The organism is Pseudomonas sp. NPDC088414 (genome assembly GCF_044753325.1).
Taxonomy (GTDB): Bacteria; Pseudomonadota; Gammaproteobacteria; order Pseudomonadales; family Pseudomonadaceae; genus Aquipseudomonas.
Map to the genome: position 1 here is coordinate 109,309 of NZ_JBIVMY010000008.1, position 25,979 is coordinate 135,287.

The 25,979-nt window shown below is 61.3% G+C and carries 29 protein-coding genes; 14 read left to right on the forward strand and 15 right to left on the reverse strand.

All coding sequences use genetic code 11. The features are described 5' to 3' along the window. Positions 1 to 48: 48 nt before the first annotated feature. From ACIP8I_RS10690 to ACIP8I_RS10710, 5 genes are all read right to left on the reverse strand, one after another. Complete coding sequence (locus tag ACIP8I_RS10690) at positions 49 to 1,287, reverse strand: heme biosynthesis protein HemY (RefSeq protein WP_400760869.1); 1,239 nt, start codon at positions 1,285 to 1,287, stop codon at positions 49 to 51. Further along, positions 1,284 to 2,426: a uroporphyrinogen-III C-methyltransferase gene (locus ACIP8I_RS10695; RefSeq protein ID WP_333989203.1), complete on the reverse strand. Its 1,143-nt coding sequence runs from the start codon at positions 2,424 to 2,426 to the stop codon at positions 1,284 to 1,286. The genes ACIP8I_RS10690 and ACIP8I_RS10695 overlap by 4 nt, the downstream gene beginning before the upstream one ends. Positions 2,427 to 2,442: 16 nt before the next feature. Continuing rightward, entirely contained in the window at positions 2,443 to 3,210 is a 768-nt protein-coding gene (locus tag ACIP8I_RS10700) for a uroporphyrinogen-III synthase (RefSeq protein WP_400760872.1), read from the reverse strand. Then, positions 3,207 to 4,148, reverse strand: coding sequence for a hydroxymethylbilane synthase (hemC, locus tag ACIP8I_RS10705; RefSeq protein WP_400760874.1), 942 nt, complete (start codon positions 4,146 to 4,148; stop codon positions 3,207 to 3,209). Before hemC ends, ACIP8I_RS10700 begins: the two co-directional genes overlap by 4 nt. Positions 4,149 to 4,285: 137 nt before the next feature. Next, positions 4,286 to 5,032, reverse strand: coding sequence for a LytTR family DNA-binding domain-containing protein (locus ACIP8I_RS10710; RefSeq protein ID WP_003229385.1), 747 nt, complete (start codon positions 5,030 to 5,032; stop codon positions 4,286 to 4,288). A 472-nt stretch (positions 5,033 to 5,504) separates the two neighbouring features. On the opposite strand from ACIP8I_RS10710, the gene argH reads away from it, so the two are divergent. After that, entirely contained in the window at positions 5,505 to 6,899 is a 1,395-nt protein-coding gene (gene argH / locus ACIP8I_RS10715; RefSeq protein WP_400760877.1) for an argininosuccinate lyase, read from the forward strand. A 120-nt stretch (positions 6,900 to 7,019) separates the two neighbouring features. Here argH and ACIP8I_RS10720 read toward each other — a convergent pair whose 3' ends face one another. Then, entirely contained in the window at positions 7,020 to 7,679 is a 660-nt protein-coding gene (locus tag ACIP8I_RS10720; RefSeq protein ID WP_400760879.1) for a glutathione S-transferase family protein, read from the reverse strand. A gap of 123 nt (positions 7,680 to 7,802) precedes the next feature. On the opposite strand from ACIP8I_RS10720, the gene ACIP8I_RS10725 reads away from it, so the two are divergent. From ACIP8I_RS10725 to ACIP8I_RS10735, 3 genes are all read left to right on the forward strand, one after another. Continuing rightward, complete coding sequence (locus ACIP8I_RS10725) at positions 7,803 to 8,087, forward strand: hypothetical protein (protein ID WP_367082007.1); 285 nt, start codon at positions 7,803 to 7,805, stop codon at positions 8,085 to 8,087. 223 nt (positions 8,088 to 8,310) lie between these two features. Beyond that, positions 8,311 to 8,556 (forward strand): TIGR02647 family protein, encoded by a 246-nt coding sequence (locus ACIP8I_RS10730; RefSeq protein ID WP_007964531.1) that lies wholly within the window; start codon positions 8,311 to 8,313, stop codon positions 8,554 to 8,556. Between the two features lie 181 nt (positions 8,557 to 8,737). Further along, positions 8,738 to 11,581, forward strand: coding sequence for a class I adenylate cyclase (locus ACIP8I_RS10735; protein ID WP_400760882.1), 2,844 nt, complete (start codon positions 8,738 to 8,740; stop codon positions 11,579 to 11,581). A gap of 7 nt (positions 11,582 to 11,588) precedes the next feature. Here ACIP8I_RS10735 and rnk read toward each other — a convergent pair whose 3' ends face one another. From rnk to cyaY, 3 genes are all read right to left on the reverse strand, one after another. Then, positions 11,589 to 12,008 carry a nucleoside diphosphate kinase regulator gene (gene rnk / locus ACIP8I_RS10740; protein ID WP_400760884.1) on the reverse strand — a complete coding sequence of 140 codons (420 nt, stop codon included), beginning with the start codon at positions 12,006 to 12,008 and terminating at the stop codon, positions 11,589 to 11,591. Positions 12,009 to 12,265: 257 nt separating this feature from the next. Continuing rightward, a complete protein-coding gene (locus ACIP8I_RS10745; RefSeq protein WP_367082010.1) occupies positions 12,266 to 12,481 on the reverse strand; it encodes a DUF1289 domain-containing protein in 216 nt (71 codons plus the stop codon). 2 nt (positions 12,482 to 12,483) lie between these two features. Further along, positions 12,484 to 12,810 carry an iron donor protein CyaY gene (cyaY, locus tag ACIP8I_RS10750; RefSeq protein ID WP_007964535.1) on the reverse strand — a complete coding sequence of 109 codons (327 nt, stop codon included), beginning with the start codon at positions 12,808 to 12,810 and terminating at the stop codon, positions 12,484 to 12,486. Positions 12,811 to 13,150: 340 nt separating this feature from the next. Between cyaY and ACIP8I_RS10755 the strand changes: the two genes are divergently transcribed. Genes ACIP8I_RS10755 through ACIP8I_RS10780 form a run of 6 tightly spaced genes read left to right on the forward strand, consistent with a single transcriptional unit; the run spans position 13,151 to position 17,760 of the window. Continuing rightward, entirely contained in the window at positions 13,151 to 13,324 is a 174-nt protein-coding gene (locus ACIP8I_RS10755) for a lipoprotein (protein WP_007911098.1), read from the forward strand. A gap of 9 nt (positions 13,325 to 13,333) precedes the next feature. After that, positions 13,334 to 14,581 carry a diaminopimelate decarboxylase gene (lysA, locus tag ACIP8I_RS10760; protein ID WP_400760889.1) on the forward strand — a complete coding sequence of 416 codons (1,248 nt, stop codon included), beginning with the start codon at positions 13,334 to 13,336 and terminating at the stop codon, positions 14,579 to 14,581. A gap of 3 nt (positions 14,582 to 14,584) precedes the next feature. Continuing rightward, positions 14,585 to 15,415 carry a diaminopimelate epimerase gene (dapF, locus tag ACIP8I_RS10765; RefSeq protein WP_400760891.1) on the forward strand — a complete coding sequence of 277 codons (831 nt, stop codon included), beginning with the start codon at positions 14,585 to 14,587 and terminating at the stop codon, positions 15,413 to 15,415. A gap of 13 nt (positions 15,416 to 15,428) precedes the next feature. Next, a complete protein-coding gene (locus tag ACIP8I_RS10770; RefSeq protein WP_400760893.1) occupies positions 15,429 to 16,154 on the forward strand; it encodes a DUF484 family protein in 726 nt (241 codons plus the stop codon). Positions 16,155 to 16,156: 2 nt separating this feature from the next. Then, a complete protein-coding gene (gene xerC / locus ACIP8I_RS10775; RefSeq protein ID WP_400760895.1) occupies positions 16,157 to 17,056 on the forward strand; it encodes a tyrosine recombinase XerC in 900 nt (299 codons plus the stop codon). After that, the gene (locus tag ACIP8I_RS10780) at positions 17,053 to 17,760 is read left to right on the forward strand and encodes an HAD family hydrolase (RefSeq protein ID WP_400760897.1); all 708 of its coding nucleotides are present in this window, start codon (positions 17,053 to 17,055) and stop codon (positions 17,758 to 17,760) included. The genes xerC and ACIP8I_RS10780 overlap by 4 nt, the downstream gene beginning before the upstream one ends. Positions 17,761 to 17,993: 233 nt before the next feature. Here the strand turns inward: ACIP8I_RS10780 and sutA are convergent, their stop codons facing one another. From sutA to glnK, 4 genes are all read right to left on the reverse strand, one after another. Beyond that, a complete protein-coding gene (gene sutA, locus ACIP8I_RS10785; RefSeq protein ID WP_007964546.1) occupies positions 17,994 to 18,320 on the reverse strand; it encodes a transcriptional regulator SutA in 327 nt (108 codons plus the stop codon). A 102-nt stretch (positions 18,321 to 18,422) separates the two neighbouring features. After that, entirely contained in the window at positions 18,423 to 18,848 is a 426-nt protein-coding gene (locus ACIP8I_RS10790) for a secondary thiamine-phosphate synthase enzyme YjbQ (RefSeq protein WP_003229414.1), read from the reverse strand. A 215-nt stretch (positions 18,849 to 19,063) separates the two neighbouring features. After that, a complete protein-coding gene (locus tag ACIP8I_RS10795; protein ID WP_007964548.1) occupies positions 19,064 to 20,401 on the reverse strand; it encodes an ammonium transporter in 1,338 nt (445 codons plus the stop codon). 37 nt (positions 20,402 to 20,438) lie between these two features. Next, on the reverse strand, positions 20,439 to 20,777 hold the full coding sequence (gene glnK, locus ACIP8I_RS10800; RefSeq protein WP_400760901.1) for a P-II family nitrogen regulator: 339 nt from the start codon (positions 20,775 to 20,777) through the stop codon (positions 20,439 to 20,441). Between the two features lie 413 nt (positions 20,778 to 21,190). Between glnK and ACIP8I_RS10805 the strand changes: the two genes are divergently transcribed. Next, the gene (locus ACIP8I_RS10805; protein WP_011336527.1) at positions 21,191 to 21,451 is read left to right on the forward strand and encodes an accessory factor UbiK family protein; all 261 of its coding nucleotides are present in this window, start codon (positions 21,191 to 21,193) and stop codon (positions 21,449 to 21,451) included. A gap of 359 nt (positions 21,452 to 21,810) precedes the next feature. After that, positions 21,811 to 22,338 (forward strand): Bro-N domain-containing protein, encoded by a 528-nt coding sequence (locus tag ACIP8I_RS10810; RefSeq protein WP_400760904.1) that lies wholly within the window; start codon positions 21,811 to 21,813, stop codon positions 22,336 to 22,338. Here the strand turns inward: ACIP8I_RS10810 and ACIP8I_RS10815 are convergent. Continuing rightward, complete coding sequence (locus ACIP8I_RS10815) at positions 22,333 to 22,602, reverse strand: HigA family addiction module antitoxin (RefSeq protein WP_400760906.1); 270 nt, start codon at positions 22,600 to 22,602, stop codon at positions 22,333 to 22,335. The two genes, ACIP8I_RS10810 and ACIP8I_RS10815, sit on opposite strands and share 6 nt — an antisense overlap. 204 nt (positions 22,603 to 22,806) lie before the next feature. Here ACIP8I_RS10815 and ACIP8I_RS10820 point away from each other — a divergent pair, with 204 nt between their 5' ends. Both ACIP8I_RS10820 and ACIP8I_RS10825 read left to right on the forward strand, forming a co-directional pair. Continuing rightward, a complete protein-coding gene (locus ACIP8I_RS10820; protein ID WP_400760908.1) occupies positions 22,807 to 23,004 on the forward strand; it encodes a hypothetical protein in 198 nt (65 codons plus the stop codon). A gap of 147 nt (positions 23,005 to 23,151) precedes the next feature. Continuing rightward, complete coding sequence (locus ACIP8I_RS10825; RefSeq protein WP_400760910.1) at positions 23,152 to 24,645, forward strand: YifB family Mg chelatase-like AAA ATPase; 1,494 nt, start codon at positions 23,152 to 23,154, stop codon at positions 24,643 to 24,645. Here ACIP8I_RS10825 and ACIP8I_RS10830 read toward each other — a convergent pair. After that, positions 24,642 to 25,856 (reverse strand): aldose 1-epimerase family protein, encoded by a 1,215-nt coding sequence (locus ACIP8I_RS10830; protein WP_400760913.1) that lies wholly within the window; start codon positions 25,854 to 25,856, stop codon positions 24,642 to 24,644. The genes ACIP8I_RS10825 and ACIP8I_RS10830 overlap by 4 nt on opposite strands. Positions 25,857 to 25,979: the final 123 nt, after the last annotated feature.

Sequence of the window (25,979 nt, forward strand, 5' to 3'; positions counted from 1 at the left end):
ATTTTTCGCTCACTGAACGTTGACGAGGGAGCATGCTCCCTCGCGATATCAGGCGTGAACCGGCACCGGCAACGGCGCGGCCAGCAGACGCTCATCCAGCAATCCGAGACCTTCCTGGAACAGCTGATTACTGCGCTCGGTGTCACCCAGTTGCGCAAGCAGACGCGCCAGCTCGGCGCAGGCTTCCGGGTTGCGCTGCACGCGCAGACTGCTTTCCAGATAATCCCGTGCCTTGCCCCACAAGCTGGTTTGCAGACACAGCCGACCGAGGGTCAGCAACAGGCTCGGATCCGCCGGATGCTCCTTGAGCCAGCCTTCAGCGGCCTGCAACTGACGCGCCGGATCGCTGCCGCGCACCAGCCCATACTGACGCGCAAGATGGCTGTCGTACTTGCGCTTGAGGGCGCTGCGCAGGACTTCCTCGGCTTCCAGCTGAGCACCCAGCTGACGCAGTTGTTCAGCGTATGCCAGCACCAGCGCCGGCTCCTGACGCTGCGCGGAAGTCAATTGCTCCCAGGCACGGGTGAGTGACTGCAGACCAATTTTGCCGTCCTCGTCGCGGTGTGCCGCCAGCGACAGGTTGTTACCCCAGGCGCGTCGTTCGAGTTCAGCCAGTTCGGCTGGCGGCAAAGCCTTGTCCTTGCGCAGTTCCGGCAACAGGCGAATCACCGCCGACCAGTCGCCGCGCTGCTGATGCAGACGCTGCAACTGTCGCAAGGTCTGCACGTTATGCGGATGCCGCTCGTGCATCGCTTGCAGGGTCACCAGGGCGCCGTCGGTGTCACCACGATCGGTCTGCAACTGCGCATGACTCAAGGCAATCGCCAACTCGGCCTGCGGCTGGCGCTCCAGCGCACGTTCAAGCAACTGATCGCACTCTTCGTACTTGCCTTGTTCGTTGGCCGCGCGTGCCGCGCCGAGGTAATACAACAGCGGCTGGCGCTCGGCCTCGGCGGCGCGAGACAGGTGACGTTGCGCGCTGGCCCAGCGACCCTCGGCCAGATCCAGCTGCCCGTGTTCGATGGCCACCTGCACCCGCCGGCTACGGTTACGGCGCGACCACGGATTGACCACGCCACTGGAGGCCATGACCAGCTCGACCAGAGCCTTGATCCCCCAGATCAGCAGCCACAACACTGCGATCAGTGCCAGCGCCGCCCATAGACTCGATTCATAGCGAAAGCTCTTGTAGGCAACCAGCACGTAACCGGAATGCTCGGCAATCGCCAGGCCCAGCGCCGCCGTCGCGGCGATCACCAGAAACACGATCACATACAGGCGTTTCATGGCGTGGTCTCCTGCGCGGTGTTGGCGGCAGGTTTGGCGAACGGTTTGACCGATTCTTCAGCGTTGACGTTGCGGCGTTCCAGATAAGCCTGCACCGCGCTCAGCGTGCCGGTCAGGTCCGGGGTCTTGACCGTGACCGGTTGCTGGCTCAGCTCGGCAACCTGTTCGAGCATGATTTTGCTCTGCGGATTATCCGGATTGAAATTGCCCTTGAGCACGTCCCGCGCCTCGGTCATTGCCTGGGTGTAGACCGGCGCCTGGCCATTGAGCGCAGCCCATTGCGCCTGCTCCAGCGCGAGGCTGAGGGCCAGACGCACCTGGCTCAGACTTTGCCCGGCCAGCAGTGGCTTCACATTCTTGTCGGCATTGAAATCGATGCGGATGTAGCGCGACACCTGATCCCACCACTGCGCCCAGCGACTGGCGCCATCGCCGTCAGCGGTCAGCCCCAGCAGCGATTCGCCGCGATCCTTGTACTCCGGCGCCAGCTCGGTCAGTTCGATGACCTGATCACGCAAGGCACCGATGCGCAGGAACAGGCCGGTGCGATCCGGCTGCTCGGTGCTGCGCAGGGCGACAAGGGTTTTCGCCACTTGCTCGCGGGCGGCGAAGGAGCCGGGATCGTTCTGTTCACGCAGAATTTCGTCGGCACCCTGCACCAGCGCCTGAGCGCTGCTGATGTCCTGCAAGGCCGAAAGACGCAGACTCGCCAGACGCAGCAGATGCTCGGCCTCAGCCAGACGCCAGTCCTTGCGACTGGCGCCGAGAACGGTTTCCAGACGCTGGTTGAGGCGCTGCTGATCCCCCTGCAGTTGCGTCACCAGACGCTGACGCTCGGCGAGTTCATCGGCACCAGGCAGTTGCGCGAGGCGCTCGGTCAGGCGCTGTTCGTTGAGCTTGAGGCTCTGCGCCTGATCGTTCAGCGCCTGTACCTGGCCTGACTGTTGTGCGGTGTTGCTCTGCAGGTGACGCACCTGCCAGACACCCCAGCCACCGATCGCTACGCCGGCAGCGCCGAGCAACAGGGCGACAATGGCCAGTCCGTTGCCTCGGCGCGGCTCTTTGGCCGGCGGTGGAGTTTCAACCTGGGCATCAATCACAGGCTGGACATCATCTTTAGGCAAGGCTGTTTCGCTCACGTATCCATCCTTTGCATTAGAGAACGGGCACGGGATGCTCCCGTAACGCCGTCAGCAAAGCCGCGGCACTCGCGCCGCGGCAATCCACAACTGTTCGGGCCCCGGCGGCATGTGCCAGCTCGGCGACCCTCGGGCTTGGAACAAACAACGGCAGCTGCGCAATCGCAGGCCAGGCATCGCCGGCCATCTGGCGCAGGTGCTCGAAACCCTGTCCACTGCTGACCACCAGCCCGTTCAAGCGTTCCGCAGCAATCCGTCGCGGCAGCTCTTGCGGTGGGTAAGCCGGCAGGTCACGCCGATACAACTCCAGATACTCGACACTAGCACCAAGCGCGCGCAGGCGCTCGGCGAGCAGCTCGCGACCACCCTCGCCACGCAGGATCAACACCTGCGCGCCGGGCCCGGTGACCGCCTCGCGCAGACGCGACAATTGCAGCAGGGCTTCACTGTCATCGCCGTCGGCGGGAAAGTGTACGTCGAGATCGTGATCGCGAAGAATCTGCGCAGTCGCCGCACCGACGCTGAACCACGGCATCGACAGCGACTGAAGCCCATGAGCGTCCAGCAGATCAAGCGCAATCCGCGCCGCCGGTTTGCTGACCACAATGACCGCGCTGCAACCCGGCAGCTGCGCCAGCGCCTGACGTATCTTGTCAGAGACCGGCAGCGGCGCTATGTCCAGAAGCGGCAGGCAACTGCTGAAAATCCCCTGCCCGGCCAACACCTCGGCCAGCGCCGCGCAGTCATCCGCAGGGCGCGTCAGCAGCAGGCGCCAGCCAGTCACTCGTGACCTGCCTCGCCATACACCGCTTTGAGAATGTCGTCGGCACCCTGACCGAGCAGGTCTTCGGCGACTCGCAAACCCAACGCCTGGGCATCGCCACGAGGCGCACGCGCTTCGGCGCTGAGCAGCTTGCCACCGCTCGGCTCGCCGACCAGACCACGCAACCATAACTGCTCACCCTCAAGCACGGCGTAGCAGGCGATCGGTACCTGGCAGCCGCCATTCAGGTGTTTGTTGAGGGCACGTTCAGCGGTCACGCGCGAAGCGGTGTCGGCGTGATGCAACGGTGCGAGCAAGGCGTGGATTGGCGTGTCGGCGCTGCGGCATTCGATACCGACGGCGCCTTGGCCACCGGCCGGCAGGCTGTCGTCAACACTGATGGCCGAGGTGATGCGATCTTCGAAACCGAGACGGATCAGGCCGGCTGCCGCGAGGATGATCGCGTCGTACTCGCCGGCATCGAGTTTGGCCAGGCGAGTATTGACGTTGCCGCGCAGGAAGCGGATTTCCAGATCAGGACGTCGGGTCAGCAGTTGCGCCTGACGCCGCAGGCTGGAAGTGCCAACGATGGCGCCGGCAGGCAGCGCATCCAGGCTTTGATAGGTATTGGAAACGAAGGCATCACGCGGGTCTTCGCGTTCGCAAATGCAGAACAGACCAAGGCCTTCGGGGAAGTCCATCGGCACGTCTTTCATCGAGTGCACGGCGATGTCGGCTTCGTTTTCCAGCAGCGCGGTTTCCAGTTCCTTGACGAACAGGCCCTTGCCGCCGATTTTCGACAGCGGCGAGTCGAGCAGCTTGTCACCGCGACTGACCATGGGCACCAGCGTCACCAGCAGGCCCGGGTGGGCCGCTTCCAGACGGGCTTTGACGTATTCGGCCTGCCAGAGGGCCAGCGCACTTTTACGGGTGGCGATGCGGATTTCGCGAGAGGACATGGATCAATCCGTACTGAATAGATACGGCGGATAATAACAGCTCAGCCAAATCCACTTTGACTTGAATCAGAAACGGCGTGGCCTCCCTGGCCTGCAATGCCCGGCAGAAGAACGTGAAACCGTGCGCGAAGACCGGGTCAGAGGCCCTGCATCATCTTGCGCACACCGGCCACATGCCGACGGCTGACGATCAGCGCATCACCATTGAGGCCTTTGAGGAATAGCTGGAAATGCCCCAGCGGTGTGCGTTGCAGACGCTCGATGCGGTCGCGGGCGACCAGCGCGTTGCGGTGGATGCGCACAAAACGCTCGCCGAATTCATCTTCGAGGGCTTTCAGCGGTTCGTCCAGCAGCACTTCGCCGCTTTCATGGCGCAGGGTCACGTATTTGTGATCGGCTATGAAATAGACCACCTGATCCAGCGGGATCAGCTCGATGCCTTTGCGGGTACGGGCGCTGATGTGACTGCGCGGGCCGTTACCGCTTTCGGCGGCGGGACGGGTCAGGGCCGAGAGTTGCGCCCGGTTGGGACGTTCAGCCCGTTTCAGGGCGTCATGCAGATGTTCGGTTCGCACGGGTTTCACCACATAGCCCACGGCGCTGGCCTGCAGGGCTTCCACGGCAAATTCATCGGGGCCGGTGCAAAACACCACGGCCGGTGGCGTTTCGCGCTCGCACAGACGGGCAGCGACCTGCAGGCCATCGAGGCCCGGCATGCGGATATCGAGCAGCACGATATCCGGCTTGTGGCTGTCGATCAGCGCCAGCGCCTCTTCGCCATTCGTGGCGCTGGGCTCCAGGACTGTATAACCCTCGAGCTCGCTTACCATTCGGCTTAGGCGCTCGCGAGCCAGTGGTTCGTCATCAACGATCAGGACATTCATATTGCGCTGGATTCCTGCGTGAGTCTCGCACAAGGATAGCGTAGACAGGTGAAGTGACGTCCGTCACCGCGATCCACGCTAAGACTAGCCCGAGCGCCAAAAAGTGCCGTACGTCGGCCAGCAATATTTGCCAGTGTCCGGGTCGTACCGCTCAAAGCCCGCTGTTGCCTGCGTTTTTCACGGGGTATGCCAAAGGACAAAACCACCCACCCCCTCTTCTTATAGTCGGCGTCAAGACCTTTGCGCGTTCCGCAGTCGCGCCGACCCTTATGTCCAACTGTAGACGCTTGCCGGGCCGATATTGCTCAATCGAAAAATATCCTTGCGCAAATCCCCCGCAGACGGCGCCGACTATGAATGAGCAGATGAGAAAAAAACGTATCGACCGGTGTCAGCGACAGGATTGGCAACCCTGTTATTATCCGCGCCAGCGTTTCACGCCTTCTTTCTTCAAGCCGATACGAGCGAATTCATGAGCACTGACAAGACCAATCAGTCCTGGGGCGGCCGCTTCAGTGAACCCGTCGACGCCTTCGTCGCCCGCTTAACCGCCTCCGTCACTTTCGACCAGCGCCTGTATCGCCACGACATCATGGGCTCGATCGCCCACGCCACCATGCTGGCCAAGGTCGGCGTGCTGACCGATGCCGAGCGCGACAGCATCATCGACGGCCTGAAAACCATTCAGGGCGAAATCGAGGCCGGCCAGTTCGACTGGCGCGTCGATCTCGAAGACGTGCACATGAACATCGAAGCGCGCCTGACCGATCGCATCGGCATCACCGGCAAGAAACTGCACACCGGGCGCAGCCGCAACGACCAGGTCGCCACCGACATCCGTCTGTGGCTGCGTGACGAAATCGACCTGATCCTGGCCGAGATCACCCGCCTGCAAAAAGGCCTGCTGGAGCAGGCCGAGCGCGAAGCCGCGAGCATCATGCCCGGCTTCACTCACCTGCAAACTGCTCAGCCAGTGACCTTCGGCCACCACATGCTGGCGTGGTTCGAAATGCTCAGCCGCGACTACGAGCGTCTGGTCGACTGCCGCAAGCGCACCAACCGCATGCCACTGGGCAGCGCCGCGCTGGCCGGCACCACCTACCCGATCGACCGCGAATACACCGCACAACTGCTGGGCTTCGACGCCGTCGGCGGCAACTCGCTGGACAATGTTTCCGATCGCGACTTCGCCATCGAATTCTGCTCGGCCGCGAGCATCGCGATGATGCACCTGTCGCGCTTCTCCGAAGAGCTGGTGCTGTGGACCAGCGCGCAGTTCCAGTTCATCGATCTGCCGGACCGCTTCTGCACCGGCAGCTCGATCATGCCGCAAAAGAAAAACCCGGATGTGCCGGAGCTGGTACGCGGCAAGACCGGCCGCGTATTCGGCGCACTGATGGGCCTGCTGACCCTGATGAAAGGCCAGCCTCTGGCCTACAACAAGGACAACCAGGAAGACAAGGAACCGCTGTTCGACGCCGCTGACACCCTGCGCGATTCGCTGCGCGCCTTTGCCGACATGATCCCGGCGATCAAGCCAAAGCACGCGATCATGCGTGAAGCGGCCCTGCGCGGTTTCTCCACCGCGACCGACCTGGCGGACTACCTGGTACGCCGTGGCCTGCCGTTCCGTGACTGCCACGAAATCGTCGGTCACGCGGTGAAGTACGGCGTGGACACTGGCAAGGATCTGGCCGAGATGAGCCTGGAAGAACTGCGTCAGTTCAGCGACCAGATCGAGCAGGACGTGTTTGCCGTGCTGACCCTGGAAGGATCGGTGAACGCCCGTGACCACATCGGCGGGACTGCACCGGCGCAGGTCAAGGCCGCCGTGGTTCGCGGCCAGGCCCTGATCGCCAGCCGCTAAAAGCATCGCTGGCAAGCCAGCTCCCACAGGGTTCTTTGTTGGAACACAATTTTACGTTCGACCCAAAGACCTGTGGGAGCTGGCTTGCCAGCGATTACCTACTTACAAACGCCAAAAAACTTACTTCTTGGCAGCGATCATCGCCAAAAACGCCGGCATCGCCACCTCTTTGTCCGCAGCAATCTTCTGCACATGCGGATTCTGCTCAAGCCGCTCCAGCAGCGCCTTGGCTTTCGGCATCTCTGCCAGCAAGTCGATCCCGAACAGCTTCTGCCCGACCGCACAGGCCAGCGGCACGCTGTACAGGAAGTACAGATCCGCAATGCTCAGGCTGTCGCCCGCCACGTATGGGGCGAATTTGCCGTGCCGACCCAGTGCCGCGAAACCCAGCAGCAATTCGGCCTTGGTTTTCTCCTTGATCGCCTCCGGCACCGGCGAGCCGAAGAACGCCTCGCCATAACAGGCGCGCCCCGGCAGCTCGATGTACAACTCGATTTCCTTGGCAATCGCCAATACCTGCGCACGCTCGAATGGATCGCTCGGCAGCAGCGGTGTGCCTTTCTGGGTCTGTTCGAGGTATTCGAGGATGATCGCGGTTTCGTTGATGAACCCCGCGTCGACGCCCAGCACCGGCACTTTGCCACGCGGGCTGATTGCCAGCGATTCCGGGGTCGGCGTCGGGTAGAAGGTGACCTCTTCGAACGCCAGGCCCTTTTCCAGCAGCGCGAGTTTGACCATGTTGTAGTAGTTGCTGACAGCGAATCCGTAGAGCTTGAACATCACATAGCCTCCAGGCCGTGCGGGGTGGGCAGTCACTGTTTATAGATCGCCGGACGTGATCCTGCCAGCAGCATCACGCCGCTGAATGCGGGTAAACTGGCGCCTTTCCTTGAGGAGCCTGCCATGAGCGAGCCGACAGACATCGACAACGACGAAGAAGAGTTCACCGAGGCGACGTTGATCGAAGCCATCGAGAACCAGATCGAAAGCGACAACCCGCCAGCGGCCAAGGCGACCTTCAACAAGCTGACGCTGGTGGGCGTCGAGCGTGAAGAGATCCTCAACCTGATGGCGCACGTGCTGGCGTACGAGATTGATGCGATGCTCGATGAAGACCGGGCGTTCGATACCCAGTGGTATGAAACCGCGCTGCGTGCGTTGCCTGAGTTGCCACCGGAAAAGCAGTAACGCAAATTTTCCAGACTAGACTCTGTGGCGAGGGAGCTTGCTCCCGCTCGGCTGCGTAGCAGTCGTCAAGATTTTGGGGCCGCTACGCGCCCCAACGGGAGCAAGCTCCCTCGCCACAGACAGCATTCCAAGGCAAAAGCCTGTTTCCGGCACTGGACATGCCGCAAAAGCGGGTTCACCTTAGGGGCGCTGTCGTCCAATTCCTAGAAAGTCTGGAGTCCTTATGTCGCTTACCCCTGAGTTGGTTGCCGAACTGGAAGTCCTCGCACTCTTCAACCTGGACAGTTCCCAGGAAGGTTTGAAAATTCATCAGACCGCTGCCCCGAAACATATCGCCGCCGCCAAACGCCTCTTCGAGAAAGAACTCACCGACCAGCCTGATGGCGGGTATCTGACCAGCCTGGGTCGCGATGCCGCGCAAAATGTGCAAACCGTGCTGACCATTCTGAGAGAGCAGGCAACCGCCTGATTTTTCCCGTCTTTGCCCACGGGAACTCCTGCCACGGGATTTCCGCGGGCCCACCTGGCACCCCCGCTAAAAATCTGACGTCAAAAAACAAATTCAGCTTAAAAGTCCCGCTGCGCAAAGGCTAAACTGCCTCCCATTCCGAGACCTTATTCGTCCGGCCTGCGAGCCGGTTTGAGCTGACATGACGCGCACCCACGAAATCCGCCCCGACCTGGATGAAGGCATCGACCGCAAGGTACTCAGCCAGTTGCGTGCGCGTTTTCTCAAACTCAATGAAGGCCGGCTCGGCCGGGCACTTGAAGGCTTGTCGACCCGCCAGCAAGGTGTATTGACCCTGCTGCCACTGTTCTTCCACGTCAATCACCCGCTGCTGCCGGGTTATGTTTCCGGCAGCACGCCAGCCGGGCTGTCCAATTACGAACCGGACGCCAATGCGCTGGGCGAAGCGCAGCGCCTGACCCGCTCGTTCTCCTACAAGCCACGCCACGGCAGCAACCCGCCACGGCCGATTCACGGTTTATTCCTGATGGGCAGCCTTGGCACCCTGGCCCAAGCCGATCAGAGCGACATGGACGTGTGGGTTTGCCATGCGCCGGACCTGACGGACAGCGAACTGGCGGAATTGAGCAAGAAATGCCAGCTGCTCGAAGCCTGGGCCGCGACCCAAGGCGCCGAGGCGCACTTCTTTCTGATCGACCCGGTGCGCTTCGTCAAAGGCGAACGCGACACCCAGCTCAGCTCCGAAAACTGCGGCAGCACTCAGCACTATCTGTTGCTGGACGAGTTTTATCGCACCGCGATCTGGCTGGCCGGGCGCACGCCGATCTGGTGGCTGGTGCCGGTCTATGAAGAAAGCGCTTACGACCTGTACACCCACACTCTGCTGTCCAAGCGCTTCATTCGCGCCGACGAGACGCTTGATCTCGGGCATCTGGCAACGATTCCGCCGGGTGAGTTCATCGGCGCCGGCCTGTGGCAGTTGTTCAAGGGCATCGAGTCGCCCTACAAGTCGGTGCTCAAGCTGTTGCTGACCGAGGTCTACGCCAGCGAACACCCGAACGTGCAGTGCCTGAGCCTGCGCTACAAGCAAGCCGTGTTCGCCAATCAGCTGGATCTGGATGAACTCGATCCGTACATGGTGGTGTACCGACGCATCGAGGAATACCTCTGCGCCCGCAACGAGCCGGAGCGTCTTGAACTGGTGCGCCGCGCGCTGTACCTCAAGGTCAACCGCAAGCTCACCGGCAACAGCCGCACCCAGAGCTGGCAGCGCTCGTTGCTGGAACGCCTGGCGCACGAATGGCATTGGGATCAGCGCCAGCTGGCCTTGCTCGACAGCCGCAGCCAGTGGAAAGTCCGTCAGGTCAGTGCCGAACGCCGCGCCTTGGTCAATGAGCTGAACTACAGCTATCGCTTCCTGACGCAGTTCGCCCGCAGCGAACAGACCGTCAGCCTGATCAACAAGCGTGATCTGAACGTACTCGGTCGACGGTTATACGCCGCGTTCGAGCGCAAGGCCGACAAGGTCGAATTCATCAATCCCGGCATCGCCCCGGATCTGGCCGAAGACACCCTGACGCTGGTGCAATCGCCGAACAAGAAAGAGCCCGGGCAAACCCAGTGGGGTTTGTACAACGGCAGCCTCAACGCGCTGGAGTGGGAGCACTTCGCGCCGATCAAGCGCAGCCGCGAGTTGCTTGAACTCCTGACCTGGTGCCACCGCAACGGCGTGATCGACAGCAGCACCCGACTGGCGCTGCACCCCGGCACCAGCGACATGAGCGAGTTCGAGTTGTTCAACCTGCTCGGCAGCCTGCAACAGTGCATCGCCCTGCCCTTGCCGACCGTCGCCGAAGAACCGCTGCTGCGCGCCGCCGTGCCGAGCGAAGTGCTGCTGCTGGTCAACGTTGGCGTCGATCCGCTCAAGCATCACCGCGACCTGAATATCCTGATGACCACCGAGCGCACCGACTCGCTGAGCTACGCCGGGGTACGCGAAAACCTTGTGCTGACCCTCGACCAAGTCACGCTCAACAGCTGGAACGAAGTGCTGGTCAACCGTTTCGACGGCCCCCACGCGTTGCTCGATTGCCTGCGCGACTACCTCAACAACCTGCCGCGTGGCCCGCAGCAGCCGTCATTGAAAGTGCGCTGTTTCTGCCACAACCGCGCACAGTTCATTGCCCGGCGCGTCGAAGAAATCGTCGACACGGCGCAGAACCTTCTGCTCAGCGAGCTCAATCACCGCTACCTGATTCAGGTGCAACAGCACTATCACGTGCTGGAACTGGTGCCGGGCCAAGTCAACCATGTCGCCCTCGCCACCCTGCCGGCATTGCTCGATTATCTGGGCGAAGAACAGCCGCGCTACAGTCCGCTGCACCTGGATCCGATGGCACTGGAGGATCACGATCTCGCGCTGATCCTGCCGATGGGCCAGCCGGAATCGATTCAGGTGTTCTACCGGATCAGCGAGCAACAGGCCGAACTGTACGTGCTGGATGAGTTCAACGCGCTGTGGCAACAGCATCTGCCGTATCACGACGAACAGAGCCTGCTGGTGCCGCTGCAACGTTTCCTGCAATCGATCCAGTACCGACGTGAAGCGCTGTTGCCGATGGACGGCAGCCCGGCGGTCAGCCTCGACACCTTGTATTACCAGTTATTGCCTTCTGGCCCGGGGCGCGCGCGACGGGTCGAAGCACGGCCGGCGCCGCAGACACCGGTCAACAAACCGTTCTACGACGTGCAGGCGATCGTCGGCAAAGCCGCACCGGGCGAGGTGCAAGTCACCTTGTATTGCAATCAACGGGAATTCAGCGAGCTGGAACATGGTGACCAGTTGTTCCACGTGGTCGCCCGGGAAATCGTCGAGCAGCGCCGCGAGACCGAGCGCTATCGCTGCTACATCACCGACCTGGACCTCTCGGGCCTGCTCGGTGATGGTCAGAGTTCAAGCAATTTGTATCTGCGCTACAAGGCCGACCTGGAGCGCGCCCTGAACGAGGCGCTCGAACAGGTCTGAGGCGGGGTCACTCGCGGAATTCACCGCCGTTGGCCGGCTGCGATTCGACTTCCAGCAAGGTCAGTTTCAGGGTCTTGCCGCCGGGAGCCGGCCAGTCGATGTGCTGACCGACTTTCAGGCCCAGCAGCGCGCTGCCGACCGGCGCCAGAATCGAGATCTTGCCTTCGTCGGCGTTGGCATCCTTGGGATAAACCAGCGTCAGGTGATAGTCCTTGCCGCTGCCTTCTTCGCGGCAGTGCACGCGGGAATTCATGGTCACGACATCGACGGGCACTTCATCGTGACCGACCAGTGTATCGGCGCGGTCCAGTTCGGTTTGCAGCGCGATCACGCCCGGCGCAGCCTGGTCTTTCTCATTCAGGTTGTCGATCAAGCGCTCCAGACGTTGCACGTCCAGACGGGTAAGGGTGATGGAAGGTGCGGTCATGATCCGGGCAGACTCCTTTCTTCTGCACACAAAAAAAGCAAAACCCCGCCAAAAAAGACGGGGTTTTCACCAGGCCTCGATGGGTTGAGGCGTGTTCGGACACTATCACAGCTCAAAAAATATACAAGTCACCTTCCAGACCGGAGGAGACGCCTTGTGGCGAGGGAGCTTGCTCCCGCTGGGGCGCGTAGCGGCCCTGAAATTCCTACGACTGCTGCGCAGCCGAGCGGGAGCAAGCTCCCTCGCCACAGGTCGGATCAGGCATGTGATTTTCGTGCGGCAGCCTGCTGGCAGATGATCCGGCGGCGTTGATCGTCCGCCGAGCGCCACTCGCGAATGTCCTCGACATGCCGCGCACAGCCGAGGCAGACCTTCTGCTCATCCAATCGGCACACGCCGGTGCACGGCGAAGGCACCGCGGGGCTGACGTTGCTGTAGAGCGGCTTGGGTGGGCGCGGGGCAACCTCGGTCACGATCAGATCTCTTCGAAATCCAGCTCTAGGCCGGCCTGGTCCTGGACACAACGAGCCAGCACTTCACCGAGCAATTCTTCGGACTTCTCGCAACTCCATTTGCCCGACTCTTCGTCGTAGTCGAAATGGAATCCACCGGAACGCGCCGCCAGCCACAGCTGACGCAGCGGCTCCTGACGACTGATGATCAGCTGGCTGCCGTTATCGAACTTGATGGTCATCATGCCGGCCGTGATCTCGATATCGTCGGCATGATCCTCCAGCAACTCTTCCAACGCCTGCTGGGTGGCATCGACCAGATCGTGGAAACGCGCTTCGGACAAACTCATTGTGGCAACCTCAAAAAATGTCGGCTCAGGCTCAAGCGCCGCAAGATACGGACGCTGCCGGCCGATTGCAAAGATTAACGACCAAGCACCTGCCGGCCCATCAACACCGAACCCTGTGTGAGCGAGCTTGCTCCGGGCGGCGATCCGACGAAGGCGGAGTGTCTGGCAGCAAACATATCGAATGTGCCGGCCTCTTCGCGAGCAAGCTCGCTCCCACAGGAATTACCTGTATCCACCCAGTATCCAGACAGCCCCGCCGGACGGGAACCCCCTCGCATAGGCAAGCTGCCGGGTGGCCGGTATACTCCGGCGCAATTAACGCATTTTCAAGGATTTCGCCATGAAGCGCCTGATCTCTTCCCTTGCTGCGCTCGTCGCGGTTGCCTGCCTCGTTTCGGCCTGTGGTCAAAAAGGCCCGCTGTACCTGCCGGATGACGATCAGGACCCGGCCGAGCAAGCCCAGTCTTCGCAGAAGCAGCCGTCCAAAGCACACAAGCACGACGTTTACCAATAAGGGATCGCCATGGACGCTTTTAACTACCGTGGCGGGGAGCTGTTCGCGGAAGGTGTGGCGCTGTCCGCCATCGCCGACCGCTTCGGCACGCCCACCTATGTTTATTCGCGCGCGCACATCGAAGCCCAGTATCTTGCCTACGCCGACGCGCTGGCCGGCATGCCGCACCTGGTCTGCTACGCCGTCAAGGCCAACTCCAACCTCGGCGTGCTGAATGTCCTGGCCCGTCTCGGCGCCGGTTTCGACATCGTGTCCCGTGGCGAACTGGAACGTGTACTGGCCGCTGGCGGCAGCGCCGACAAGATCGTGTTCTCCGGCGTCGGCAAAACCCGTGACGACATGCGTCGCGCGCTGGAAGTCGGCGTACACTGCTTCAACGTCGAATCCACTGACGAACTCGAGCGCCTGCAAGTCGTGGCTGCCGAGCTGGGTGTTCGCGCACCGGTCTCGCTGCGCGTGAACCCGGACGTCGACGCTGGCACCCACCCGTACATTTCCACCGGTCTCAAAGAGAACAAGTTCGGCATCGCCATTGCCGACGCCGAAGACGTGTACGTGCGTGCCGCGCACCTGCCGAACCTCGAAGTGATCGGTGTCGACTGCCACATCGGCTCGCAACTGACCACCCTGCCGCCGTTCCTCGATGCCCTCGACCGTCTGCTGGATCTGGTCGACCGCCTCGGCGACTGCGGCATCCACCTGCGCCACATCGATCTCGGTGGTGGCCTGGGCGTGCGCTATCGCGATGAAGAGCCGCCACTGGCCGGCGACTACATCAAGGCCGTGCGTGAGCGTCTGAACGGGCGTGACCTGGCGCTGGTGTTCGAACCTGGACGTTTCATCGTCGCCAACGCTGGCGTACTGCTGACCCAGGTCGAGTACCTCAAGCACACCGAACACAAGGATTTCGCCATCGTCGACGCGGCGATGAACGACCTGATCCGCCCGGCGCTGTATCAGGCCTGGATGGACGTCACCGCGGTCAAACCGCGTGACAGCGCCGCACGCCGGTATGACGTGGTCGGCCCGATCTGCGAAACCGGCGACTTCCTCGCCAAGGACCGTGAGCTCGCGCTGGAAGAAGGCGACCTGCTGGCCGTGCATTCGGCCGGGGCCTACGGCTTCGTGATGAGCTCCAACTACAACACCCGTGGCCGTGCCGCTGAAGTGTTGGTAGACGGTGATCAGGTTTTTGAAGTGCGCCGCCGCGAAACCGTGGCCGAGCTGTTTGCCGGCGAAAGCCTGCTGCCGGAGTAACCCATGCTGCTGCGTTTTACCAAAATGCACGGCCTGGGCAATGACTTCATGGTTCTCGACCTGGTCAGCCAGCACGCGCATATTCAGCCCAAGCACGCCAAGCAATGGGGCGACCGGCACACTGGTATCGGTTTCGACCAGTTGCTGATTGTGGAAGCACCGAGCAACCCGGACGTGGATTTCCGTTACCGGATCTTCAACTCCGATGGCTCGGAAGTGGAACAGTGCGGCAACGGTGCACGCTGCTTCGCCCGCTTCGTGCTGGACAAGCGCCTGACCGCCAAACGGCAGATTCGCGTCGAGACCAAGGGCGGCATCATCGAGCTGGACGTGCGTAACGACGGCCAGATCGGGGTGAACATGGGCGCGCCGCGTCTGGTGCCGGCGGACATTCCGTTCGACGCGCCAGCGCAGGCCAGCAGCTATCAGCTGGAAGTCGACGGCACCACGGTCGAACTGGCCGCCGTGTCGATGGGCAACCCGCACGCCGTATTGCGCGTACAGGACATTAACAATGCACCGGTGCATGAACTGGGGCCGAGAATCGAACACCATCCGCGCTTCCCGGCGCGGGTCAACGTCGGTTTCATCCAGGTCATCGACCGCAACCGCGCGCAGTTGCGCGTCTGGGAACGCGGCGCCGGGGAAACCCAGGCCTGCGGCACCGGCGCTTGCGCCGCGGCTGTCGCGGCCATCAGCCAGGGGTGGATGGATTCGCCGCTGTTGATCGACCTGCCCGGCGGGCGTCTGTCCATTGAATGGGCAGGCCCTGGCCACCCGGTGCTGATGACCGGCCCGGCAGTGCGTGTATACGAAGGACAAGTGCGTCTTTGAGTGAGCAGAAGCCATGACCGATAAGCCTCAGGTACCCGCCCGACAGTCCGACGAATCCGCGTCCGAGAGCCTGGAGGCGGCAGCGGTTGCCGCATACCTGGAGGCTCATCCGGACTTCTTCGTCGAGCACGAAGAACTGCTGCCGGCCATGCGCATTCCTCATCAGCGCGGTGACACCGTATCGCTGGTCGAACGGCAGATGAGCATCCTGCGCGACCGCAACATCGAGATGCGTCATCGCCTCTCGCAGTTGATGGATGTCGCCCGCGACAACGACCGGCTGTTCGACAAGACCCGCCGCCTGATCCTGTCGCTGATGGACGCGGCCAGTCTGGAAGACGTGGTGATCAGCGTCGAAGACAGCCTGCGCCAGGACTTTCAGGTGCCCTTTGTCAGCCTCATCCTGCTCGGCGACAACCCGGCACCGGTTGGCCGCTGGGTGACTCATGCCGACGCGCAAACCGCGATCGGCGGTCTGCTCACCGAAGGCAAGAGCGTCAGCGGTACTCTGCGTGAACATGAGCTGGACTTCCTGTTCGGCGAAGAGCAGCGCAAGCAGATCGGCTCCACCGCGGTGGTCGCGGCCAGCCATCAAGGCATCCACGGCATTCTGGCAATCGCCAGCCGCGATCCACAGCACTACAAGAGTTCGGTCGGTACGCTGTTCCTCAGCTACATCGCCGAGGTCATGGGCCGCGTGCTGCCACGGGTCAACAGCTCCCTGCGCTCGGTACGCTGAACATGGAACGACAACTGGACGCTTACTGCGAACACTTGCGCAGTGAGCGACAGGTGTCGCCGCACACCCTGTCGGCTTATCGCCGCGACCTCGATAAAGTGCTCGGCTGGTGCCTCAAGCAGAACATCAGCAGTTGGGCGGCGCTGGATATTCAGCGCCTGCGCAGCCTGATCGCTCGCCTGCATGCGCAGGGCCAATCCTCTCGCAGCCTTGCCCGATTGCTTTCGGCGGTGCGCGGGCTCTATCACTATCTGAATCGCGAAGGCCTGTGCGACCACGACCCGGCGACCGGTCTGGCGCCGCCGAAAGGCGAACGGCGCTTGCCGAAAACCCTCGACACCGACCGTGCGTTGCAACTGCTGGAAGGTGCGGTCGAGGACGATTTTCTGGCGCGGCGCGATCAAGCGATTCTCGAACTGTTCTATTCCTCAGGCCTGCGCCTGTCCGAGCTGACCGGGCTCAATCTGGATCAGCTGGATCTGGCCGACGGTATGGTTCAGGTGCTCGGCAAGGGCAGCAAGACCCGCCTGCTGCCGGTCGGCAAAAAGGCGCGCGAAGCGCTGGAACAGTGGCTGCCGCTGCGGGCCATGACCAACCCGGCCGACGATGCCGTGTTCGTCAGCCAGCAAGGTCGGCGCCTCGGCCCACGGGCGATTCAGGTGCGGGTGAAACTGGCCGGCGAGCGCGAGCTGGGGCAGAACCTGCACCCGCACATGCTGCGGCACTCTTTCGCCAGCCACTTGCTGGAGTCCTCGCAGGACCTGCGCGCGGTGCAGGAATTGCTCGGCCACTCGGACATCAAGACCACGCAGATCTACACCCACCTGGACTTCCAGCACCTGGCGGCGGTCTACGACAGCGCCCACCCACGGGCCAAACGCAGCAAAGGCGACGATTCATGAACATCCAGTTGATCACCTTCGACCTCGACGACACCCTGTGGGACACCGCCCCGGTGATCGTCAGCGCCGAAGCGGTATTGCGCGAATGGCTGAGCGAACATGCACCGAACCTGGGTGCGGTGCCGGTGGAACACTTGTGGGCGATTCGCGAGCGGGTGCTGGCGAGCGAACCGGGCCTCAAGCATCGCATCAGCGCTTTGCGCCGACGGGTGTTGTTCCACGCACTGGAAGACGCTGGCTATGCCCATGGCGAAGCTTCCGAGCTGGCGGACAAGAGTTTTGAGGTGTTTTTGCATGCACGGCATCAGATCGAAGTGTTCCCGGAGGTCGAACCGACCCTGGAAATCCTCGCCAATCATTACGCCCTCGGCGTGGTCACCAACGGCAACGCCGACGTGCGCCGGTTGGGGCTGGCGGATTACTTCAAGTTTGCCTTGTGCGCTGAAGACATCGGTATCGCCAAACCGGACGCGCGTCTGTTTCAGGAGGCGTTGCAGCGTGGTGGCGTGAGTGCTGAAGCGGCCGTGCACATTGGTGATCATCCAGGCGATGACATTGCCGGGGCGCAGCAGGCGGGCATGCGCGCGATCTGGTTCAACCCGGCGGGCAAGGACTGGGAAGCCGAGCGACTGCCGGATGCCGAAATTCGCAGCCTGACCGATTTGCCTGCAGTGCTCGCCCGCTGGAATGCCACCTCCAGCTGACACACAACCTTTTTTTGTGGCGAGGGAGCTTGCTCCCGCTCGGCTGCGCAGCAATCGTAAAACCAGCCAACACAATATTCCTGAAAAACTGCGCCTGCAGATTTTGGGGTCGCTTCGCGACCCAGCGGGAGCAAGCTCCCTCGCCACAATGTCGCAGTGAACGAGCGCTTTTGTTTCAGGCATGAAAAAGCCCGCAGCGACGGCGGGCTTTTTCAGCAAGCAGGTAGCACGCCTCAGATAGGGCGGCTGCCGTACTTGTTGTCCGGCTTCTTGGGCGGATCGGCGACCACGTTGGCCTCCACTTCCTGCACCTTGCCACCGCGCGCAAGGAATTCTTCCATGGCCTTGGCCAGGGCGTCGCGCTCCTTGTTCTTGGCTTCGATGCTCGGCAACTCGTCGACCGACACAGCAGCCTTGGCTTTGCCTTTGGCAGCCGGGGCCGGCGTATCGTCACCGCCATCGTCGTCAGCAACGTCTTCCGCTGCTGCTTCCAGGCCTTCCTCGGCCTCGTCTTCGTCGCCTACTTCGAGGTCGTCGTTTTCCAGATCATCGTCGCTCATGTTCTACCTCATGACTTGCGAAAAGCAGATTAGTTATAGACCAGCTTTGGCGACTGTCGAAAGTCGCCGTAAAAAAATCGGTAACCGCTGGTGACCAACGGTTTACGCCCCTTCACCGTGCAGGGTGGCGAGGACTTTACGGGCACCGCCATGATCACGGTGCTCGCCCAGATAAACGCCTTGCCAGGTTCCCAGTGCCAGGCGACCTGCCGAAACCGGCAGACTGATCTGGCAGCCAAGCACGCTGGCCTTGAAGTGCGCCGGGAGGTCGTCCAGGCCTTCGTCGTTATGCTCATAGCCGTCTGTTCCTTGTGGGATCAGACGATTGAAAAATCGTTCGAAGTCGCGACGGACCGCCGGATCGGCGTTCTCGTTGATGGTCAACGACGCCGAGGTATGCTGCAGCCACAAATGCAACAGACCGACCCGGCACGCCTTGAGTTCAGGCAGGCCGGCGAGTAACTCGTCCGTTACCAGATGAAAGCCCCGGGGCCGTGCCCGCAGGGTTATCAGAGTCTGTTGCCACATACAGTTCTCCGCACGTTCGGGGCGCATTCTAGCGCGCTCTGGGAAAAAACAAAGGCCCTAATATTCCTGCAATGATGTAAGCGATTGGCCGCAGAAAAATGCCCGCCGTAAACACGACCAAAGCCGTACGAAAAATCCTTTCAGCCTTCCTTTCAATGACAAATTCCAGACAAAAAAATGCCCGGCGAACCGGGCAAGTTTTTTAATGCGCGTACTTACAGGTTGTAGCCGCGTTCGTTGTGTTGTGCCAGATCGAGACCCACCGACTCTTCTTCCTCAGTCACGCGCAGACCCATCACGGCGTCCAGGACCTTGAGGATGATGAAGGTGACGATCGCGGTGTAGATCACCGTGAAGCCGACACCTTTGCACTGAATCCACACTTGAGCGGCGATGTCGGTGACGGTGCCGAAGCCACCCAGCGACGGTGCAGCGAATACACCGGTGAGGATCGCACCGAGGATACCGCCGATACCGTGTACGCCGAAGGCATCCAGGGAGTCGTCATAGCCAAGTTTGCGTTTCAGGGTGGTGGCACAGAAGAAGCACACCACGCCTGCCGCCAGACCGATCACCAGTGCGCCCATCGGGCCAACGGTGCCCGCAGCCGGAGTAATCGCCACCAGACCGGCAACCACACCCGAGGCGATGCCCAGAGCGCTTGGTTTGCCGTGAGTGATCCACTCCGCGAACATCCAGCCCAGAGCCGCTGCAGCGGTTGCAATCTGAGTGACCAGCATCGCCATGCCGGCAGTGCCGTTGGCGGCTGCGGCGGAACCGGCGTTGAAGCCGAACCAGCCGACCCACAGCATCGCCGCGCCCATCAGGGTGTAACCGAGGTTGTGCGGCGCCATCGGGGTGGTCGGGAAGCCTTTGCGCTTGCCCAGTACCAGGCACGCTACCAGACCGGCGATACCGGCGTTGATATGCACCACGGTGCCGCCCGCGAAGTCGAGTACGCCCCAGTCCCACAGCAGGCCGCCATTACCGGACCAGACCATGTGTGCGATCGGCGCATAGACGAGGGTGAACCAGACGCCCATGAAGATCAGCATCGCGGAAAATTTCATTCGCTCGGCGAACGCACCGACGATCAGTGCCGGGGTGATGATCGCGAAGGTCATCTGGAAGGTGATGAACACCGCCTCAGGAAACAGCGCCGCAGGACCGGTAAGGCTCGAAGGCGTGACCCCGGCGAGGAATGCCTTGCCCATGCCGCCGAAGAACGAGTTGAAGTTGACGACGCCCTGCTCCATGCCGGTGGTATCGAACGCAATGCTGTAGCCATAAATGACCCACAAAACGCTGATCAGACCGGTAATGGCGAAGCACTGCATCATCACCGAAAGAATGTTTTTCGAGCGCACCATGCCGCCGTAGAACAGCGCCAGGCCTGGAATGGTCATGAACAGCACGAGGGCTGTGGACGTCAGCATCCAGGCGGTATCGCCGGAATTGAGGACTGGAGGCGCCACCGGATCTGCCGCCATAGCCAGGCCGGGCATTACGATGGACAACAGGGCGCCTAGCCCTGCGAATTTACGCAGAGTCATATTGTTTTCTCCTGGGGCGTTGGGTTTGTGGCGGCGTTTAGATCGCGTCGGTATCGGTTTCGCCGGTACGGATGCGGATCGCCTGATCCCGACTGACCACGAAGAACTTGCCGTCACCGATCTTGCCGGTGGTGGCAGCCTTGGTTATCGCCTCGATAACCCGATCCAGATCCTTGTCGTCGATGGCAACGTCGATTTTCACCTTGGGCAGAAAATCGACCACATACTCCGCGCCGCGATACAGCTCGGTGTGACCCTTCTGCCGGCCGAAGCCTTTGACTTCAGGAACGGTAATGCCCTGCACGCCGATTTCGGACAGCGACTCGCGCACGTCGTCCAACTTGAACGGCTTGATGATGGCAGTGACTAGCTTCATGAAACTCTCTCCCGAATTGGTGGACTTGCCCCAGGAAAACAAACCCGACTCAAGTCTAAGCGCAGTGCCTGGCTTTGTAACGCATCGTCGGCCCTACCTGCCCGACTGACGCCAGCTAACCGCTGCCGACGAAACTCCCCGTCCCGCCTGCCGCACTGCATTCGTCACAGCGACTGCATCAGTGCATGGGTCACTACCGACTAAGCAGAAAGCTTGCCATCTCGCCAAATTCCTCTGATTTCAATCCCTTGGCCGCTGCCGCAGGCGCCCGCGCAAAAAAGCCCTGACGGTTACGCACAACAACGGTGCGCTGCCGTCCGTCCGCCTGCGCGAAAAGCGTGCATCCGTGCCTGCGTCAATGACTATAGACACTGCGTGATACACTGCCCGCCACTGTTTACAGGACACATTCCATGCTCGCGCCCAAAGACTTCCTCGACGCCCTGAGCGGCACCGCCTCCCGCCTGTTCAGCGGCGACACACCGCTGCCGAAAGCCGAAATCGAAAGCCAGTTCAAGATGCTGCTGCAGAGTGCGTTCAGCAAACTTGACCTGGTCAGCCGCGAAGAATTCGACAGTCAGATGGTTGTGTTGGCCCGCACCCGCGCCCGCCTCGAAAGCCTTGAAGCCAAAGTCGCAGAGCTGGAAGCCAAGCTGACGCCGCCCGCTGAATAATCCGCCCCCCCTGTAGGAGCTGCCGAAGGCTGCGATCTTTTGATCTCCAGCCCTTCAAACATCCCGGCAACGTCCTACAACCTGCACCACCGCCGTCCGATTGCGCCGAAAAGCCCAGGTTTCTAAGCTCACCCGATGCTGAATGTTCAGCACCGGGTTTGGCGACCCGAACAGCTTAAGGCGCACGACAACCATGATGGCGGCTACATTTACCGCCACATCGTTTCATGGCGGTTGTGCGTGGGAGACCTTCGGGTCTGCCGGGTTCCTTTTGCTCCGGTTCGCCAACCCGCGTACAACTGCCACCCAATCGTTTGGCGACGATTGAGGGCAGCCCCTTAAGCAAGAGGAACTGCTCAATGAATCAAGAAGAGTCTTATCTGACCCCGTACATCTTCACCCGCCACAAACTCCCCCTCCACGCCCTGCTCATCCAGAACCAGCCCTGGTTCTGCGCCCGAGACCTGAGCCGCCTGCTGCACATCTACCTCAACGAACGCATGCTGCGAAAACTCGACCCCGACCAATACCAGACCCGCAAAACCCTGATCCACAACCAGATCGAAAACACCCTGCTGATCAGCGAATCCGGCATCTACGCCCTCCTCGTCTACCACTACTGCCCCGAATACCGAGCGCTGCGCGAATGGCTCACCCACCAGGTCATCCCCACCCTACGCGACGCCCAACACCCCACCACAAGCGAACGCCCACACCTGAGCCTGCTCAGTTGGCCGGACATGACGTTGAGTTTGTTGCATTGGAATAATCAGCCGTGGATACGGTTACAAGATGTGCCGCTGATGATGGTGGAACGGGAACAGACCAAGCGCCCAATGACGGGGCCATGGTGGAAAAGGGCTTCGCGGATGCTGCAATCGCTATAAACCCGCATGCCGGAGCTGGGTCCGACGCAAATCGTAAGTCGATTGGAGATTCATCCAGAACTCCGGCGTAGTGTTTAGATGAGTGGCAAGGCTGATTGCCAGATCGGCGCAGATCCTGAGCTGGCATTTCACAAGCTTTTCGATCTCGGTTTCAGGCCAGTTCGTGGGCATGGCCAGGTCCATGACAGTCATGCCCAACGGCTCCATGAATTCCTTATTCAAAACCTCGCCCGGCTGAATCGGGCGCATACCATTGCGGTCCATTTTTCGCCTCCAGAGGCTGCATTGAACGGCCAACCTGGAGCATCCGACTCCGCGATACAAGACCGTCGAAACCCTTTCGCCGGCGTCCTACAACTATTAGGGCATGGCCCTACAAAAATCAGCGTCTGCGCCTGATTACGCGACTCTTCCTCCTTGTACTACGGTAGCTAACGAAGCATCTGTCACCCGAAAAACGAGGCCTCAATGAAAGACAAAAAGAGAAGGGCAAAGCTGCAGGAGATTATTGGATATCACACTGAAGCACTTCGGTTAGCCGGAGGTATTTCAGCCAATCAGCGTCGTTTCATTGAGGTAGCGGCCAAGTACGGTAAAGAACTCGAACCGGATGGTTGGCTGGCCGGGGGAGGAAGCCAATTAAAAAATCCCGGAGAGGAAAACTAAAGTGGCGCCCCTACTGAGCTTGGGAGGGCAACTTGGCAACATCCAGTGAAGGTTTGCCCTCGCATCCGTGCCACTTGGACTCGCTCTCCCAACTACCCTTCAAAAACCCGCAGGAAGCGGCTCCCCGATTCAGCTCAAGGAACGACCATGTCCCTCTCCATCGTCCACAGTCGCGCCCAGATTGGCGTGGATGCGCCCGCCGTTACCGTCGAAGTCCATCTGGCCAACGGTCTGCCCTCGCTGACCATGGTCGGGCTGCCTGAAGCGGCGGTGAAGGAGAGCAAGGATCGGGTGCGCAGTGCGATCATCAATTCCGGGCTGCAGTTTCCGGCGCGGCGGATCACCTTGAATCTGGCGCCGGCGGATCTGCCCAAGGATGGCGGGCGTTTTGATCTGGCGATTGCCTTGGGGATTCTGTCGGCGAGTGTGCAGGTACCGTGTCTGACGCTGGATGAGGTGGAATGCCTCGGTGAACTGGCGTTGTCCGGCGCTGTGCGTCCGGTACGCGGGGTGTTGCCGGCGGCACTGGCCGCGCGCAGGGCCGGGCGGGCACTGGTGGTGCCGCGGGCGAATGCCGAGGAAGCGTGCCTGGCCTCAGGATTGAAGGTGTTTGCGGTGGATCATCTGCTGGAAGCAGTGGCGCATTTCAACGGGCACACGCCGGTCGAGCCTTATGTCTCGGACGGGCTGATCCATGCGGCGAAACCTTATCCCGACCTCAATGAAGTGCAAGGACAGATGGCCGCGAAACGGGCGCTGCTGATTGCGGCGGCGGGCGCGCACAACCTGTTGTTCAGTGGGCCGCCGGGAACGGGCAAGACCTTGTTGGCGAGTCGCTTGCCGGGCCTGCTGCCGCCACTCTCCGAATGCGAGGCGCTGGAAGTGGCGGCGATTCAATCGGTCGCCAGCGGCGTGCCACTGACCCATTGGCCGCAGCGACCATTCCGTCAACCGCACCATTCTGCATCGGGACCGGCGCTGGTCGGTGGCAGCTCGAAACCGCAACCCGGCGAGATCACCCTCGCCCACCACGGTGTGCTGTTTCTCGACGAGCTTCCGGAATTTGATCGCAAGGTGTTGGAGGTACTGCGCGAGCCGCTGGAATCCGGGCATATCGTGATTGCCCGAGCCAAGGATCGCGTGCGCTTTCCCGCGCGTTTCCAGTTGGTGGCGGCAATGAATCCTTGTCCCTGTGGATATCTTGGCGAGCCCAGCGGCAAGTGCTCGTGCACACCGGACATGGTCCAGCGCTATCGCAACAAGCTGTCGGGGCCGTTGCTGGATCGGATTGATCTGCATCTGACGGTGGCGCGGGAAGCGACGGCGCTGAACCCGCAGGTGAAGCCGGGAGAGGACAGCGCCAGTGCGGCAGCCGTGGTGGCCGAGGCGCGGGAACGCCAGCAAAAGCGTCAGCGTTGTGCCAATGCGTTCCTCGATCTGCCAGGCTTGAAGCGGCACTGCCAGTTATCCAAAGCCGATGAGAAATGGCTGGAATCAGCCTGTGAACGGCTGACCTTGTCACTGCGCTCAGCCCATCGTTTGCTCAAGGTCGCCAGAACCCTGGCAGACCTTGAGCAAGTCGATGCAATCAGCCGTGAGCATCTGGCCGAGGCGCTGCAGTATCGGCCGGCGACGCCTTAATGCTCGGTCAGATCCACCAGCGGCGTCTGTCGCACTTCGGTGTCGCGCCCGGCCTGGATTTCGCTCACGCGCTTCAGTGCGTTATCCACAGCACCCTTGTCTGCCAGCAGGCTGTAGCTGATCTGAAACTGTTGGCTGGCCTTTGGCGCAATGGTCGGCACCAGATTCAGCGGACGCTGATAGCGGCGGTTGTAGGAAAAGCTGGTGCCTGGCTCAAGGCCCGTGACATAGCCCTGCCCTTGGGTGTCGGTGTTTTTCCACAGGGAAAACACTGGCAGCTGTTGAGTATTGAAGCCAACAGAGACACCGAGGCTGCCAGCCTTGTTGTGCAAAACAGTCAGGGTTTCACCTTGAGCGTCGGCGTAGGGCACGACGTTATAGACGGTTTCGTCATAGTCCTTGGTTGGACCACGATATGTCTGCCAATCTGCCAACTCGGCTTTGGCCTTGTCGTTGAATGGCGAGACCTGTTTCACCGGCGCCGCGAACCGTGCACCCTGCTCGAGGAACGGCGTGCTGAAGTTGCTGTGATACAGCGCCTGGTATTCCTTCGGATAATCGCCGTTGTTAGTCAGCGTATCGTTGAGGGCAAAGCGCACGCTGCCCGGCTCGGTGACCAGCTCAGTGACGACCGAGAAGTCGACTTTCTTGAACGCCTGTTCTTTCAGTTCGCCGCGCAGGCTGATGGCGTACGGCGGCTTCTCATCAATGTGCAGGGTAACGCTGCTGGCCGGGATGTTGGCGGCGCGCCCGTGCAGAGTCAGCAACTCGCCATTGTCCATGCCGGGATGGCCGACCCATTCGTAACCGCAGCGGGTTACCAGCTCGTTGAAGCCCTCCAGCCAGCCCAGGCCACCGCGTCCATTGAGTTCGATGAAGGCCGGGTTGACCACTTCCTTGACCGGCGAATCCCAACCCATGTGCACGTTGCCGACAGACGCCTGCAGGACATTCATGCCACGGGTCGGCACCACCGAGAGTTTCATCGTGCCGTTATCGATATCGACGATGCTGACACCTTCCTGTCGTCCGCCGTGCAAGGTTCGCAGACTCACGGAGAAAGGCTTGGCGGTTTTCACCCCGAGCTGCTCACTGGTAATGCTCCAGTTTTGCGCGGGCTTGTTGGTATCGAGGAGTACGTAATCCCACGCCATGGCGTGGGAAGCAGCAGAGAGTGCGCCGAGTGCAACGGCGAGTTTGAGCGGGGTCATGGCAGCAGCCTTTATTGGAGTTGTGCCATTTTTATAGCGCTGCGGAAACGTTTCAGCAAGTGCAATGGAGCTTGCGATCGTGTGATTTACCAAGAATTGGCGGGGATCCATTCGCGAGCAAGC

What these genes read in the sequence shown, in the direction of transcription:
- ACIP8I_RS10690 (WP_400760869.1), bottom strand. Translation starts at nt 1,287, where the DNA reads ATGAAACGCCTGTATGTGATCGTGTTTCTGGTGATCGCCGCGACGGCG.
- hemC (WP_400760874.1), bottom strand. Translation starts at nt 4,148, where the DNA reads ATGTCCTCTCGCGAAATCCGCATCGCCACCCGTAAAAGTGCGCTGGCC.
- ACIP8I_RS10710 (WP_003229385.1), bottom strand. Translation starts at nt 5,032, where the DNA reads ATGAATGTCCTGATCGTTGATGACGAACCACTGGCTCGCGAGCGCCTA.
- argH (WP_400760877.1), top strand. Translation starts at nt 5,505, where the DNA reads ATGAGCACTGACAAGACCAATCAGTCCTGGGGCGGCCGCTTCAGTGAA.
- ACIP8I_RS10720 (WP_400760879.1), bottom strand. Translation starts at nt 7,679, where the DNA reads ATGTTCAAGCTCTACGGATTCGCTGTCAGCAACTACTACAACATGGTC.
- ACIP8I_RS10725 (WP_367082007.1), top strand. Translation starts at nt 7,803, where the DNA reads ATGAGCGAGCCGACAGACATCGACAACGACGAAGAAGAGTTCACCGAG.
- ACIP8I_RS10730 (WP_007964531.1), top strand. Translation starts at nt 8,311, where the DNA reads ATGTCGCTTACCCCTGAGTTGGTTGCCGAACTGGAAGTCCTCGCACTC.
- ACIP8I_RS10735 (WP_400760882.1), top strand. Translation starts at nt 8,738, where the DNA reads ATGACGCGCACCCACGAAATCCGCCCCGACCTGGATGAAGGCATCGAC.
- rnk (WP_400760884.1), bottom strand. Translation starts at nt 12,008, where the DNA reads ATGACCGCACCTTCCATCACCCTTACCCGTCTGGACGTGCAACGTCTG.
- cyaY (WP_007964535.1), bottom strand. Translation starts at nt 12,810, where the DNA reads ATGAGTTTGTCCGAAGCGCGTTTCCACGATCTGGTCGATGCCACCCAG.
- ACIP8I_RS10755 (WP_007911098.1), top strand. Translation starts at nt 13,151, where the DNA reads ATGAAGCGCCTGATCTCTTCCCTTGCTGCGCTCGTCGCGGTTGCCTGC.
- lysA (WP_400760889.1), top strand. Translation starts at nt 13,334, where the DNA reads ATGGACGCTTTTAACTACCGTGGCGGGGAGCTGTTCGCGGAAGGTGTG.
- dapF (WP_400760891.1), top strand. Translation starts at nt 14,585, where the DNA reads ATGCTGCTGCGTTTTACCAAAATGCACGGCCTGGGCAATGACTTCATG.
- ACIP8I_RS10770 (WP_400760893.1), top strand. Translation starts at nt 15,429, where the DNA reads ATGACCGATAAGCCTCAGGTACCCGCCCGACAGTCCGACGAATCCGCG.
- xerC (WP_400760895.1), top strand. Translation starts at nt 16,157, where the DNA reads ATGGAACGACAACTGGACGCTTACTGCGAACACTTGCGCAGTGAGCGA.
- ACIP8I_RS10780 (WP_400760897.1), top strand. Translation starts at nt 17,053, where the DNA reads ATGAACATCCAGTTGATCACCTTCGACCTCGACGACACCCTGTGGGAC.
- sutA (WP_007964546.1), bottom strand. Translation starts at nt 18,320, where the DNA reads ATGAGCGACGATGATCTGGAAAACGACGACCTCGAAGTAGGCGACGAA.
- ACIP8I_RS10790 (WP_003229414.1), bottom strand. Translation starts at nt 18,848, where the DNA reads ATGTGGCAACAGACTCTGATAACCCTGCGGGCACGGCCCCGGGGCTTT.
- ACIP8I_RS10795 (WP_007964548.1), bottom strand. Translation starts at nt 20,401, where the DNA reads ATGACTCTGCGTAAATTCGCAGGGCTAGGCGCCCTGTTGTCCATCGTA.
- glnK (WP_400760901.1), bottom strand. Translation starts at nt 20,777, where the DNA reads ATGAAGCTAGTCACTGCCATCATCAAGCCGTTCAAGTTGGACGACGTG.
- ACIP8I_RS10805 (WP_011336527.1), top strand. Translation starts at nt 21,191, where the DNA reads ATGCTCGCGCCCAAAGACTTCCTCGACGCCCTGAGCGGCACCGCCTCC.
- ACIP8I_RS10810 (WP_400760904.1), top strand. Translation starts at nt 21,811, where the DNA reads ATGAATCAAGAAGAGTCTTATCTGACCCCGTACATCTTCACCCGCCAC.
- ACIP8I_RS10815 (WP_400760906.1), bottom strand. Translation starts at nt 22,602, where the DNA reads ATGGACCGCAATGGTATGCGCCCGATTCAGCCGGGCGAGGTTTTGAAT.
- ACIP8I_RS10820 (WP_400760908.1), top strand. Translation starts at nt 22,807, where the DNA reads ATGAAAGACAAAAAGAGAAGGGCAAAGCTGCAGGAGATTATTGGATAT.
- ACIP8I_RS10825 (WP_400760910.1), top strand. Translation starts at nt 23,152, where the DNA reads ATGTCCCTCTCCATCGTCCACAGTCGCGCCCAGATTGGCGTGGATGCG.
- ACIP8I_RS10830 (WP_400760913.1), bottom strand. Translation starts at nt 25,856, where the DNA reads ATGACCCCGCTCAAACTCGCCGTTGCACTCGGCGCACTCTCTGCTGCT.